This is a genomic window from Treponema sp. UBA3813 (assembly GCA_002368605.1).
GTDB lineage: Bacteria > Spirochaetota > Spirochaetia > Treponematales > Treponemataceae > Treponema_D.
On the sequence record DFEB01000047.1, the window covers coordinates 1 to 14,203 of the forward strand.

Annotated in this window: 10 protein-coding genes; 7 read left to right on the forward strand and 3 right to left on the reverse strand. The window is 44.9% G+C overall.

What is annotated here, in order from left to right; translation table 11 throughout:
- Together B2089_RS07795 and thrS are read right to left on the reverse strand one after the other, a co-directional pair.
- Nucleotides 1–1,622 (reverse strand): hypothetical protein (locus tag B2089_RS07795; RefSeq protein ID WP_296686629.1); only part of this gene is annotated, 1,622 nt, incomplete at its 3' end.
- A gap of 453 nt (nt 1,623–2,075) precedes the next feature.
- On the reverse strand, nt 2,076–3,833 hold the full coding sequence (gene thrS / locus B2089_RS07800) for a threonine--tRNA ligase (RefSeq protein WP_296325748.1): 1,758 nt from the start codon (nt 3,831–3,833) through the stop codon (nt 2,076–2,078).
- Between the two features lie 166 nt (nt 3,834–3,999).
- Here thrS and B2089_RS07805 point away from each other — a divergent pair, with 166 nt between their 5' ends.
- Genes B2089_RS07805 through B2089_RS07820 form a run of 4 tightly spaced genes read left to right on the forward strand, consistent with a single transcriptional unit; the run spans nt 4,000 to nt 9,963 of the window.
- Nucleotides 4,000–5,412 carry a hypothetical protein gene (locus tag B2089_RS07805; RefSeq protein WP_296325745.1) on the forward strand — a complete coding sequence of 471 codons (1,413 nt, stop codon included), beginning with the start codon at nt 4,000–4,002 and terminating at the stop codon, nt 5,410–5,412.
- Nucleotides 5,413–5,458: 46 nt separating this feature from the next.
- Nucleotides 5,459–7,129 (forward strand): peptide ABC transporter substrate-binding protein, encoded by a 1,671-nt coding sequence (locus B2089_RS07810; protein WP_296325744.1) that lies wholly within the window; start codon nt 5,459–5,461, stop codon nt 7,127–7,129.
- A 49-nt stretch (nt 7,130–7,178) separates the two neighbouring features.
- Complete coding sequence (locus B2089_RS07815) at nt 7,179–8,834, forward strand: class I adenylate-forming enzyme family protein (protein WP_296325725.1); 1,656 nt, start codon at nt 7,179–7,181, stop codon at nt 8,832–8,834.
- A 58-nt stretch (nt 8,835–8,892) separates the two neighbouring features.
- On the forward strand, nt 8,893–9,963 hold the full coding sequence (locus B2089_RS07820) for a phospho-N-acetylmuramoyl-pentapeptide-transferase (RefSeq protein ID WP_296325724.1): 1,071 nt from the start codon (nt 8,893–8,895) through the stop codon (nt 9,961–9,963).
- Here B2089_RS07820 and B2089_RS07825 read toward each other — a convergent pair.
- A complete protein-coding gene (locus tag B2089_RS07825) occupies nt 9,950–11,191 on the reverse strand; it encodes a M20 family metallo-hydrolase (RefSeq protein WP_296325723.1) in 1,242 nt (413 codons plus the stop codon). The genes B2089_RS07820 and B2089_RS07825 overlap by 14 nt on opposite strands.
- 256 nt (nt 11,192–11,447) lie before the next feature.
- Here B2089_RS07825 and B2089_RS07830 point away from each other — a divergent pair, with 256 nt between their 5' ends.
- The 3 genes from B2089_RS07830 to B2089_RS07840 all read left to right on the forward strand — a co-directional run bounded on the left by B2089_RS07830 (nt 11,448) and on the right by B2089_RS07840 (nt 14,184).
- Nucleotides 11,448–13,331, forward strand: coding sequence for an OPT family oligopeptide transporter (locus B2089_RS07830; RefSeq protein ID WP_296325722.1), 1,884 nt, complete (start codon nt 11,448–11,450; stop codon nt 13,329–13,331).
- A gap of 147 nt (nt 13,332–13,478) precedes the next feature.
- Nucleotides 13,479–13,847 (forward strand): PqqD family protein, encoded by a 369-nt coding sequence (locus B2089_RS07835; RefSeq protein WP_296325721.1) that lies wholly within the window; start codon nt 13,479–13,481, stop codon nt 13,845–13,847.
- A gap of 97 nt (nt 13,848–13,944) precedes the next feature.
- A complete protein-coding gene (locus B2089_RS07840; protein WP_287285482.1) occupies nt 13,945–14,184 on the forward strand; it encodes a hypothetical protein in 240 nt (79 codons plus the stop codon).
- The last annotated feature ends 19 nt before the right edge of the window (nt 14,185–14,203 follow it).

Consider the following 14,203-nt stretch of genomic DNA (forward strand, 5'->3'; position numbering starts at 1 on the left):
CTATTTGTTTCTTGGAATTTACAGACCATAAGCGTGCCGTCTTTTTCCAAAATGCCTTGAATTTCAACATTTTTGTTTTTCAGTTTCTTCAAGTCATCGAAGGTAACGGGCTTAGGTCTGTTATCCTTGCCTTTACCGCCCATTTTCATGTCCGGGGGATTTCCTCCCATTTCAGGCCGGTCGCCGCTTGGCGGATTTCCCATTTCCGGCATCTTGCCCTTTCCGCCGTCATTCTGTCCCATAGGAGGCTGCCCTTTTCCGCCCTTACGCTCTTCCATCACTTTGAGAATCGTCGCTTTGTTTTCTGAATCAATGAGCATTGCCTTATCTGAAACGATGTTGAGTTTTCCCGTGAGGGTAATCATTTCCATTTTAGGCGGATCCTTTTCGCCATTTGCTCGCTCTCCTCGCTTCATTCCGCCTTTTTCTGATGAAAAAAGAGTCTTTTCCAAAGCCGTGAAGTCATATTCTGCCGGGGCGATTTTTCCGCCGTCCGCGAGGAGAATCGTTCGGCCTTTCAAGTAGCTGTTTTCATCAAGGTTCTTATTATAGAAGATTGTGTGACCGTTGGATTTGATATTTTTGAAAGAGTCGTCAGCATCAGCGAATTTATTGAAGTATGAGTCCGCCGTGACTTCAAGTTTTGCTGATTTTTCAAGGAAGATATCGACTTTTCCGCCCTTCTTTGCGTTAATCGCGCCTGTGAGCGAAGATTTTTTTCCAAGATTGAGTTTTACAGAGCTGATTTCGTCCACGATGATGTCGCCACGAGCTTCCTGTGAGAGCAAGTTGAATTCAAGCTGGCCGCCATTCGAGCCTTTTCTTCCCCAGCCCCTGCGTGAGTCGTTTCCGCTTGCGAGAATCAGGGTGTCTGAGTTTCCCAACAATTTTGTTTTTTCAAGATTGACCACCGCCTTTGTGTTGGTGACATAAAAAAATGCGCTTTTTTCCCCTGAAGCCTTGTTGGTGAGAGTCGAATTTTTCGCCGTAAAAAAGGCCGTTCCCACATTTGCGTCGCCGCTCATGCTCTGATAAAGCATGACTCCAGCCGAAACTTCGCCATCAAGTCCGCTTCCGCCCGTCAGGTTTGATTTTTCCAGGGTAATTGAATTTTTTCCTTCGATTACGGCAAGCTCAGAATTTTCCGCCGTGCCAGTAAGATTTTTAACGCTGATATTGCCAGTGGAATAGATGACCGGTGAGCCTTTGCCTTTGGTGAGAGCCTTTCCGCCCTCAACCGTGACCGTTCCTTCGCCCATGTCAGTGGCAAAAGCGGCGCAATGCTCGCCTTCCGTGGTGACATCGACTTTTTTTGCGTTGATTGTTCCGCCAAAGGCCGCATAAAGGCCGCGGGAGCCGTTCTGCTTCGTGTAAATCGTGATTCCGCTGGCATTCACTACGCCATCATTCTGGGCAAAAATCGCGTTCTTTCCGTCTTCGTCAGAAGTTATTGTCTCGTTTTTAAGGTTTTTCGTGCCAGAATCGACTTTTATGACAGCATCAAACTGCTTTGAAATGTCGTGACCGCCCTTTCCTCCTTCTGGAGGAAGTCCATCTGGCTGAGCGTAAAGAGAAAAAGCAGATGCAGCCGCACACAAAAATAAAAGTTTCGTCTTAATCATTTTCTACCTCTTGTTTTTAAGATAGAAAAATTGTCGCATGGATTCTTAAAACGAAACTTTAAAAAAGAGGAATCTAAGAAAGGGCTTATCGTGAATAACGGAAAGTTATAGAAATTGAAAGAATTTTCCTATATTTACAATAATAAAATATAGTAGTATAATGAATAAAGAAGCGATTGATTCTGGTGGCGTCTCCCAAACTCTAAAAGATTTTAGAAGGGAGGCTAGACTATGACATGTGAACTTGTTATTGCGGTAGTAACTTGCATTGCTACGCTCGCAGGAACTGTTATAGCATTGCTCTCTTACCTTAACGGAAAGAACAAAGAGTAAAAAATAGCCGCCAAAGTCTGAACCCCTTTTGGCGGCTTATAACCCTAAAATGTGGAGACGACCTAAGAATCGGTCGCTTCTTTTCATAATATAAAGGCAAAACTATTAAAAGTCAAGGTTTTAAATCCCCACGAAGTGCGAATTCACTTTCTCCTGAACATAGGCGACAAATTCCTCAAGCTTCATTGTCTTCTGCTCAAGGCCGCTTGACTGACGGAAGCGGACTGAAACCGTTCGCTCTTTCTTTTCGTTTTCGCCTACAATCAGGATGTAAGGAGTTTTGTGCTCTTTTGTAATCACCTTGATTTTAGAGCGCATGTTGTCGCTTGAAAGATATGCGTTTGAGCGGATGTCGGCGGCAAGGAGAGCCTCGTTGACTTCCTTTGCGTAGTCGTCAAAGTCGTTTGTGACAGGAACGACAGCCGCCTGCTCAAAGGCAAGCCATGTCGGGAAGGCACCGGCAAAGTTTTCAATAAGGATGCCGAGGAAACGCTCGAAAGAGCCCAGGATTGCGCGGTGGAGCATAACCGGGTGATGCTTCTGGTTGTCGGCTCCGATGTAAGTTGCGTCCAGACGCTCGGCAGAAGGAAGCTGGAAGTCGGCCTGAATCGTTCCGCACTGCCATTCTCGGCCAAGGCAATCATAGAGTTTGAATTCGAGCTTAGGGCCGTAGAATGCGCCTTCCCCCGGCTGAATCTCATAGTTGAGGCCCGCTTCGTGGCAAGCGTCGGCCAATGACTTTTCTGCCCGCTCCCAAGTTGCCAAATCGCCAACATGGTCTTCCGGCATGGTTGAGAATTTTACGACAAGGTCATCAAAACCGAAATCGTGATAGACACGTTTGAGCAATTTACAGAATTTTGCGACTTCTGACGCCACCTGCTCTTCGGTACAGAGAATGTGGGCATCGTCCTGAACGAATCCTCGGACGCGCATAACGCCGTGCAAGGTTCCGCTGGCTTCGTTTCGCACATCATGGCCGAATTCAGCAAGGCGCATCGGCAAATCTTTGTATGAACGCTGGCGGCTCTTGAAGATTTCAAGTGCCCCCGGACAGTTCATCGGCTTGATTGCAAAGAGGCGTTTTTCTGACTCAGTGATGAACATGTTGCGCTGGTAGTGATCCCAGTGACCGCTTCGCTCCCAGAGAGTGCGCGGCATGATTGCAGGAGTGTTGACTTCAAGGTAGCCGTCGCGGCGAACCATTTTGCGCATGTAATCCTGCATGGTGGTGTAGATTGTCCAGCCGTTAGGATGCCAGAAAACCTGGCCAGGGTTCTCCGGGTCAACATGGAAAAGATCCATCTCAGTGCCCAGCTTTCGGTGGTCGCGCTTTTCTGCCTCGGCAAGCATGGTAAGGTAATCTTTTAAATCATTGGGCTTTGCAAAGCAAAGGGCGTAAACGCGGGTGAGCATAGGACGAGCAGAGTCACCGCGCCAGTAAGCTCCCGCGATTTTGTCCAGCTTGAAAGACTGGGCATTGATTTCTTTTGTGGTCGCAACATGAGGGCCGCGGCAAAGGTCAAGGTAGCCGTCCTGCTCGTAAGTTGAGATAACCTCGCCTTCCGGCAAGTCTTTAATCAGCTCGATTTTGTAAGGCTCGTCGGCAAAAAGCTTGAGGGCTTCTTCTTTTGAGACTTCCTTGCGGACAAATTCTGCTCCTGTGGCGAGAATCTTTCGCATCTCTTTTTCGACGGCTGGGAAATCATCTTCGGTCAATTTGGTAGTGGCGGTGGAAAAATCGAAATCATAATAAAATCCGTTGTCGATAGCCGGGCCGATTGCAATTTTGGTTCCCGGAAACAAATGTTTGACGGCTTCTGCCATAACATGTGCGCAAGAGTGGCGCATGGTCTGAAGTTTTTCATCAACTGCCATAAAATTGTACCTTCTGTTTCGGAATCGCCCGCAAGCGGGCTTCCTTGGAATTTAAAATATGTACTATAGAATAATGATTTAAGCGAGATTATTCAATATGAAATTACATGTCTGAATTTTCAATTTTCAACTTTCAGTTTTCAACTTAAATGCCGATATTCAGTGTATGGAAAACGGAAATAATTTTACAGAAACATTACTTCAAGCCTTAGACGAAAAAGCTCAGTGGTATGACAACACAGAACTGCCTCAGATTCTCGACAATTACAGGCTCCTGCACACCTGTGTTAAAGTCATTTTTGATTTTTTGGTCAAGAAGGCACTTATTACGCCAGATCCTTACAAATTAGACAAAAAAATCTCAGACATTAAGGCCCCAGACAGCGGACAATTCGTCGAAAACGAACGCTCTGTCATCATCGGGCAACGATTTTCTGACTATGAAAGCACCCTTGATTTTCTCTGTAATTATTATAAATTTTCCGTTTCTCAGCTTTCTATTGGTAATATCAAAAAACTTATCGATTTAAATAACTCAATCACATGGAATTCATTCTCAGCGAATTCAAATAAAATCAATACCCGCGTTCTTGCGACAATGATCTTTTCTGCCCGCCAAAACAGCGATGCTCTCACGGCAAGCATGTTAAACGACAATTTATCAAAGGCCTCTCATGCACTCACAGATATAAATTCAGCACTCAAAGAATATACTGACTTTCAGAAAGAATGGTATAAAGGTCAAATCCGAAAGAATGTAATAATGAGTCCGAGTTTTGATGCTAACAAGGCTCTTTCTGATCATGCATCTGAAATGCAGCAGATAAAAAAGAATTTCGCTGCCGGAATGGGGAAAATTCCTTTCTATAATGAACTAATCGAAGAAATCATTCAGGAAGACCAGGGAGAAAAAAAGGCGGATCTTCAGCAAAAATTACTTGCAAAACTTAACATTAAGAAAGAAGAGTCAAAGAAGGCTGAAAAAAGAATTGATACAAAAGCTCTTATTATGGGAGCTTTGCAAGTTCTTGGAGCAACGCCGCCTCAACTCGGTGGAATAGCACAAAAAATTCAGGATAACCATGATATTCTTGAAAGCGAGCATAATACTTTCATGGATAAACTCAAACGCGCTTTAAGAAAAGCCTTTGGTCTTGAAGAAAAGCCTTTGTATTATACAATTACAATCACCGATCAGACGACTGGTGCAAAACGAACAGAAAGAATCAACTACCAGACCTTCATAACAGATCTCGCGACAAAGGCACGGCGTTTTGCCTCTGTTGCTCAGACAAATTCTCCGGGATATAAAAAAATCGCTTCAATGCCAGAAGAAAAAATTGCAGAATTCGTAGCTGCTCAGATTATGGATTGTAATAAACTTATGGTATTACTCGGCGCACTTGATGATTTTTTCAAGACAACGGCTTCCCCGATGAACAAATCAAAAATCAAGGGACTTAAAATCGACATAACTACTCTTAAAAACTCCGTGGTAAAAGCAAACCAACTTCGGGTAGAATATACTTCTTATATCGAAGAAGAAGAACAGATGAAAAAATTGGGAATTACGGAATAAAAGTGGAAAGTTGAAAATTGAAAATTGAAAAGGTATAATGTCTTTTATGAAACGAATTCCACTCAAATTCTTTTTTCCTCTTATTTTTTCAAGTTTTTCAATATTACCGCTTAGTGCTCAGGAAAACACTGAATCAAACGAGTCAGAGAACCCTCCAGTCGAAAATTTTGACTCTATAATTGACCTTGAGAATGAGGGCGAGAAAAATTCCCCGGTGAACGAGGCCCTTCAGAGAAATTTTACAATCATCACGGCGGAACAGAATCTAAACCTCGATATTCATACAGCAAGTTATGCAAGTGAGGCACAAATCCTCGATTCACTTTATGAAGGACTTTTTTCTTACGATCCGAAAAGCCTCGATCCGTTACCAGCCATCGCAGAAAGCTATAAAATTTCCCGTGACAAAAAACGCTGGACTTTTACGCTAAGAGAAAACACTAAATTCTCAAATGGCGAAAAAATAACAGCCTATGAAGTCCGCGCGGCGTGGATTTCCCTTTTATCGACAGTAAACGCACCTTACGCGTCTATGCTCGACTGTGTAAAGGGAGCTGCAGATTTTAGGGCTGGGAAAACAAGCGAAAAAGACATTGGGATTACAGTAAGAAATGACCGGACATTAGTAGTAACTCTCGTAAGTCCGACCGCACATTTTGCAAAACTTTTATGCCATCATGCTTTTTCCGTCTGCAAATTAGATTCAAACGGAAAAACTGATACTTCTGTTTTTTCTGGAGCCTATAAAATAAGCGAGAATAGCGGCAAGGATTTAGTTCTTATAAAGAACAAGCAATATTGGGATGCAAAAAATGTGCATATTCCACAAATCACAATAACAAAATCAAATGATGTAAAAGAAAACTCATGGAGTTTTAATGACGGAAGCGCAGACTGGATTTCGGGAATGGTAGACACTGGCGCTTTGCTGAATAAAACCGCTATTAGGATTTCGGCAATTTTCGGAACAGAGTATCTTTTCTTCTCATGCAAAAACAAACCTTGGGATGATGCAGATTTCCGAAATGCCCTTCTCTCAGCAGTTCCCTGGGACTTGCTGAGAAAAACAGGTTTGGTAAAAGCAACGACTTTGATTTACCCTCTTGCAGGCTATCAGGGAGTTGAGGGGCTTACAGAAACTTCGCTCGAAGATGCAAAAGAAATGATGGCAGACGCGCGCAAAAAACTGGGGATTCCGCAAGATGAAAGACTTACCCTAACATTCGGAATTTCTTCAATGTCAGAACGGCAGAAATCCCAGGCAGAAATTCTCAAAAACGCATGGGAGCCTTTGGGCGTGGACTTAAAGATTCAGACAACTCCGGAAGACCGCTACATCGATTCGATTCCAGGCTGGAATGCGGATATTTTCAGCTATTCCTGGATTGGAGATTTTGCTGACCCGATTGCTTTTCTTGAGCTTTTCCGAGCAAACTCAACGCTAAATCCTTCAAAATGGCAGAACTCAAAATTTGATGAGTTGCTTCAAAGAGCGAATGAATCAACGGACAACGGCGAGCATTACAAGCTTTTGGCTCAGGCAGAGCAGCTTTTGCTGGATTCCGGGGAAGTTCTCCCGATTACCCACTCAATCAGCCTTCACGCTGTTAATTTGAATCAGGTTGGCGGCTGGTATGTGAACGCATTGGACATTCACCCTTTCAAGTATTTGTATTTCAAGGAAGTGAAGAGCGAGTCTGCCCCCAATGTAATTTGATTCGCTCTTTTATAGAAAAAACACAGGGCTTTCGTTATAATAAACAGATATGCGCACTTATGACGACACAATGTTCATCGATACTTTTGAGCATGAATATACATGGCTCAACGGCTTTATGCGGAATGTAAAACGATTCACTTTACGAAAAGCCGTAATCGACGGTGAAATGAATCGCTCATGGACATACGAATCTCTCAACAAAGAAGCAAACAGGCTTGCCAATGCGCTGCAAAATCTAGGTCTTCAAAAAAATGATGTTGTTATGATTGCCTTGCGCAACTGTCCGGAATTTTGTTTTTCCTACATCGGGCCCCGCAAAATCGGTGCTATCCTGCTCGCTTCAAATTTCAATCTCGCTTCCGGGGAATTCGCGCTTTTAATAAATCACAACAAGCCCCGCGCCGTCATTTATTCCGGCATGATTTCAGATATTATGGCAGAGGCAGAACAGCTTGCCCAATGGAAGCCCGAAAAATTCATTCTCGCTGACAATCTTGAAAATCACTCACTTCCAAGCGGGCATATTTCTTACGAAGATTTTATCAAAAATTCCAGCGATGAAGAACCAAAAATCAATTTCCGCCCCCACATTTACGATGAAGTTTTGCGCCTTTGTACCAGCGGAACTACGGCTCTTCCCAAATCAGTGCCACTCAACGACATCAACGAAGTCCTCTCGGCTCACGATGTAATCATGCACTACCCCATGAATCAAAACGATGTCACCCTTAACATGACACCATGGTTCCATCGCGGCGGCTGTCACTCAGGCGGTGTTTGTCCCACTTTCTACGCCGGCGCTTGTGCCGTCGTCATGCGCAAATTTCAGCCTTCAAATGCCTTGGAATGGGTAGAAAAATACAAAATCACTTACATGATGGGCTCGCCCTCAAATCTTGCCATGCTCTGTCTTGCGCAAAAAAAATCTCATAAAAATCTCTCGACGCTAAAAGGTCTAGTCACAATGGGGGCTCCTCTCTCAAAGGCAGACTGCATTCACTATATGGAAGTGCTCACGCCCAATATTTTCAACGGATACGGAACCACGGAAACCTTCTGGAATTCTTTCCTGCGACCTTACAATCTGCCAGACGGTGCCGGCTCTGTCGGTACTAGCTGCACAGACGATGAAGTGCGGGTCGTCCACCTTTACGAAAACAAAAAAGCAGAGCCTGAAGATTGCGTCCCCTGCGATAATGTGAGTGAAGGTGAAATCATCATCCGTGCCCCGGAAAAAACGACTTACTCTTACACAAATGACGAAAAGCAAACCCGTGAAAAGTTCTACAAAGGCTGGATGTACACTGGCGACACAGGAGTCTGGAACGAAGAGTTGATTGTCACTGTGCGTGGCCGAAAAGACGACCTTATTATCACCAGCGGCGAAAATATTTATCCAACTCAGGTTGAAGAAGCTCTCAACGAGCATCCAAAAGTAAAAGATTCAATCGTTACCAGCCTTCCAGACACAGTGCGAGGTCAGGTGGTTGTCGCCTACATTCTTCCCGAAGACAAATCCCTGACAATCCGCGAACTTTTTGAATTCTGCACGAATCATAAAATGCTCTCAATTTACAAACGCCCCCGATATTTCGCTTTGGTAGATGAGCTTCCCCATACAGCAACAGGCAAAAAAAAGCATTTCGAGATGAAAAAACGAGCTGTAAAAGATTTGGAAGCTGGATTATTGAAAAAAGATTAAGCCTTATCTGTGCAAATCTGTGGTAATCTGTGGATAATTAAAAACCGATAATTAAAATATGTTGTATTATCTTGGTAGAATTTTAACACAGTATTTCGGACCTGCCCGTCTTTTGCAGTCTTACACGGTTCTTATCGCTCTGGCCCTCTATTCGGGATTTTTAATCGTACGATATTTTCTGCCTTCGTTTTACGGTGTCTTGCCCCATGACCGAGGCCGGGAATTTACCGTAAATGCAGAAGCGGCCAAGGGAAAGCCCACGGGAGCCGGAGTCGTCTGGGTCAGTGCATTCGTGATTTTGAGCATGATTTTCGTTCCTCTGGACTGGATTAAATGCTCCATGCTGATTTTAACCTGGCTCATGATGCTCACAGGCTATCTCGATGACCACAGCATAAACAGCTGGGGAGAATACAGAAAAGCCCTTCTCGATTTATTTATCTCTGTCCTTGCATCAGTCTTGCTGGCATTCTATCTTGTGAACAGTTCAGAAGACAAGGATATCTGCTTTTGGATTCCGTTTTTTACCCATGAACTTGTAATTGCCCCCTGGCTCTTCGTTACAATTTCTACGATTATGATTTGGGCTTCGATTAACACGACAAACTGCACCGACGGCGTTGACGGTCTTTCTTCAACCCTCGTACTCGTAGCCCTTCTTACCATGGGAATGGTCTTTTATTTTATCCTCGGTCACCGGAACATCGCAGAATATTTGCTTGTTCCCCACATTAAGGATGGAGCGGACTGGGCTGTAATGACTTTCGCACTGGCGGGAGTTCTCATGGGCTACCTTTGGCACAACGCCTTCCCCAGCAATGTCCTTATGGGAGATGCGGGAAGCCGGGCTTTGGGATTTTACATCGGCGTTTGCGTCATGGTTACGCGGAATCCCTTTATGATTCTTGCCACCTCAACGCTGATTTTCATTAACGGAGGCTTGGGACTTGTGAAAGTCTTCCTGAAGCGATTCTTCCACATCTCGATTTTCACAAATGTCCGCTTTCCTCTCCACGACCACATGCGAAAAAATCACGGCTGGAGTCCGACACAGGTTTTGATTAAATTCCTGATTTTGCAGATTTTAATCACAGTGGCCGTTTTGGGAATTTTGTTTAAGGTTCGATAAACATGGCGCACAAAGTCTCGGCATCAGCGATGATATTACGCACATAGCAATATTCGTTGGGCTGGTGGCAGACTTCGTCCATCGTAGACCAGATTGCCGCGCTAAAGCCGCAGCAGCGCAATTCAGCACCCACGGTTCCGCCTCCGATTCCGATTGGCTTGGCCTCAATTCCGTGGGCTTTTTTTATGGCCGCGGCAAGTTTTTTCACCACGGGAGCATCCACGCTGGTGGCAGGAGACTGCTGGGCTTGAGGCTCGGTCACTTCGATTTTGACTCCGTATTTTTCTTCAACCTGTGAAACCCGCTTGCTCACTTCGGCACGCACCATGTCCAGGGAGTATCGGGGCAGAATCCGGCAATCCATGTAGAAAACATCGTCGCCGGGGATAATGTTCACGGTCTCCACATTTGCTTCTTTTTTGGTGGGCTGGAAGGTTGAGTAATTGGGGCTGAACAAATCATCTTTTTCGTTGAAGAAATTCTCCAGATCGTTGAGGCGAAGGGCCAGATCACAGGCGGCAAGATGGGCATTCTTTCCTTTATTTGGCATTGAGCCGTGACTTTGAAGCCCGATTGTGTGGAGGCGGAGCCAGAGGATGTTCTTTTCGGCCACTTCGATGGTCTCGCCCTTTGCGTCTCCGCCGTCAGGAATCAGAATCAAGTCCTGGTTTCGGAAAAGCTCAGGGTGATTTCGCAAGAGGAATTTAATTCCGTACTCAGAGCCGAATTCCTCGTCTGCCATAAAGAGAAGTTTTACCGTATGCTCAGGAATGATTTTGTTTTTAAGGAGGGAAAGGGCCGCAAAAACGCCAGAAACCAAGCCCTGCTGGTTGTCCTCAACGCCACGGCCAATGAGTTTGTCAGATTTTTCATCATACTGAACCATGAAAGGATCGCTTTTCCAGAGCTTTAAATCACCCGGCGGAACCACGTCCATGTGAGCCATGACCCAAATGGCATAATCGTCTGATTTTCCGGGAATGGTGAGAACCACATTGGGACGCAGGCCTGAAGAGACCCGCTTATCGGGCGCGTCAAAGTGCTGCATCTGCTCATGGGAAAAGCCCGCCTCGCAAAGCCATTTTTCAAGAGCGGCGCATTTTTTTGATTCTCCGTCACCGCCACTTTCAGGGGCAATGGCCGGAATCGAAGAAAGAACCCGCTCCAGCTCAATCATAAGTGGCCTGTCAGCGGCAAGAGTTTGCTTTAATTTTTCAAAAGTGTTCATTATTTGTCTCCAATTTTTTTTCGCTCTTATTATAGCACAGTCAGTCAGGTCTGTCAGAAGAAAAGATTCTGACAAAATCCGCGAGAGAAAAGATTGAAGAGCTGAAAAAACTGCTTTAAAGAGGAAAATATCGGTATTTTGAATACATGTGTCATATTACTCTCTTTTTTCATTTCCTTTGGTTCATTATAATAAACCAATAAAATAAGTTTATCAGTTTTTTAACTCTACGCTCTTATAAGGATTTTCTTTAATTATGGAAGAAAAGTCATTCAAACCCTTCATTTCCGCAGACCGTGTATTGCCAGAAATCACTCCGATTTCAATCGGTCTGGGAATTATGCTTGCCGTTCTCTTTGGTGCGGCAAACGCTTATCTTGGTCTCCGGGTCGGCATGACCGTCTCGGCTTCAATCCCTGCCGCCGTTCTCTCAATGGGAATTGTCAGAATCATCTTAAAGAGGGATTCGATTCTCGAAAACAACATGGTTCAGACAATCGGCTCTGCCGGTGAATCTCTTGCCGCAGGTGCAATCTTTACAATTCCGGCCTTGTTCATGTGGGCAAGCGAAAGTGATGCTGTTTCAAAGCCGGCATTTTGGGTAATTGCAGTCATAGCTCTCTGTGCGGCGGTACTCGGTCTCATTTTTATGGTTCCTCTCCGCTCAGCCCTTATCGTCGAAGAACACGGCACACTCCCCTTTCCTGAAGGCACGGCTTGTGCCGAAGTTTTGCTCGCTGGTGAGGAAGGCGGCGAAAAATCAAAAATCGTCTTCTCAGGTCTTGGAGTGTCGGCTCTTTACAAATTCATCGCTGACGGCCTCTGCCTATTTCCTTCTGAAATCGACTGGAGCATCAAACCATTGGGAACAGGATTCGGCGCAGATGTCCTTCCTGCCCTTGCCAGCGTCGGCTATATTTGCGGCAAAAAAATCGCTTCTCTCATGTTCACGGGTGGCGTAATCGGCTGGTTCGTCGTCATTCCTTTGATTTCATTTTTCGGTTCATCATCTATTTTCCCGCCGGCAAAAGCTCCAGTTTCAGAATTGGGCGCATGGGGGATTTGGAGCAGCTATATCCGATATGTTGGAGCAGGTGCCGTAGCTACAGGAGGTATCATCAGCCTCATTAAATCAATGCCGACCATAATTTCGACATTCAAAAAAGCAATCTCAGGCTTCGGTCACAAAGAATCCGTTGAAGTTCGCACGAATCGAGACATGCCTTCAAAATTGCTTCTCATAATGGCACTTGTGATTATCCTCGTCATTTGGATTCTCCCTGTCATTCCGGTGGGATTTTTAGGTGCCCTGATTATCGTGATTTTCGGATTTTTCTTCGCTACGGTCTCAAGCCGCATGGTCGGTCTCGTCGGCTCTTCAAACAATCCGGTTTCAGGAATGGCAATCGCGACCTTGATTATCGCAACGGCTCTTCTTAAATCAAGCGGACACACGGGAATCGCAGGCATGACAAGCGCGATTTGTATCGGAACAATCATCAGTATTATTGCGGCAATGGCAGGCGATATCTCACAGGACTTAAAAACCGGTTATATCGTGGGCGCAACTCCCCGCAATCAGCAGATTGGCGAGCTTGTTGGCTGTGTTGTCTCAGCATTCGCTATCGGCGGAATCATGTATCTTCTTGATGCAGCATGGGGCTTCGGCTCAAAGGAACTTCCTGCTCCACAGGCAACGCTGATGAAACTTGTTGTAGAGGGCGTTATGGGCGGTTCTCTCCCCTGGACTCTTGTTCTCATTGGCGTGGGAATTGCAATCGCAGTCGAAGTAATCGGAATTCCGGTTCTTCCTGTAGCAATAGGCGTTTACCTTCCGATTCACCTTTCAACACCGATTTTTATCGGTGGTTTGCTTCGCGCATTCTTTGATCACAAAGGAGATGAAGGAAAAGCAATCACTGAACGAGGCGTTCTCTACGGCTCAGGACTTATCGCAGGTGAAGGTCTTATCGGAATCTTGCTGGCCGTATTCGCAATTGTTCCTATGTCAAACGGAAAATCGCTTCTTGAGACAATCAACTTGGGCGGTATTCTCGGAAATGCAGGCGGCGTGATTTTCTTCGTTTTGCTTTTGGCGTCAATCGTGTTCTTCACACGCAACAAGAAAAAGGCAAAGTAAGAGGAATTAAAAAAAACAGGCTTCCAGCGTGAACATGTCATAAAAGTCGCGGTGAACAAGTTCAAGCGACTTTTTGCCATAACCCCGCTTCCGCCTGTTTTTTTTAAATCACTGTACAATTTGCCTTTTGCTTATTTTACATAGAGTATGAAACAAAAAATTAAAAAACTTTCTTCTAACTACATGGATATTGTTTTCGTTCGGAGCGAGGGCTTTCCCTGGAGAGAGAAGGAAGGTTCCGATGGGCAGACAGGCACTTTTGTAGAAATCGATATGGAAAACAGAGGATTTTTCAACTGGCTGGCTCAGAAATTATTTAAACGGCCCAGAATAAGCCATATTTCTCTTGATAAATACGGCACAAAACTCTGGCTGGCCCTCGACGGCAAAGCCACAGTGAACGATGTGCTTTTAAAGATGAAAAACGCCTTCCCTGAGGAAAGCGAGAAAATGCTAAACAGGGTGGTTCATTTTTTGGCCACGCTGGAAGCTCATCGCTTTATCATCAGGAACTAAAAATATTGCCACACTGATTCGGGGCTGTCCAAAAAGTATGGGGCAGCCCTAATTATTTTAAATTTACAAGCGAATTCAAATCTGCTAAAATTTAAATATGAGCAGAGGCGTAAGCGATAAAATCACATACAAACCCTATAACCAGGGCGAGCAGTGGCTCCTGCCACCAAGCCTTGACGAGCTGGTTCCGCAGAATCATTTTGTAAGAATTGTCAGCAAAACAGTAGATGAACTCGAGATTGAAGAAGTATTTGCCCGAAACACAAAAGGCGGAGGAGCAAGCAGATACAATCCGGTCATGCTGCTTAAAGTATTGATTTACTGCTACATGAAGTGATTCAAAGAAACGGGCACTG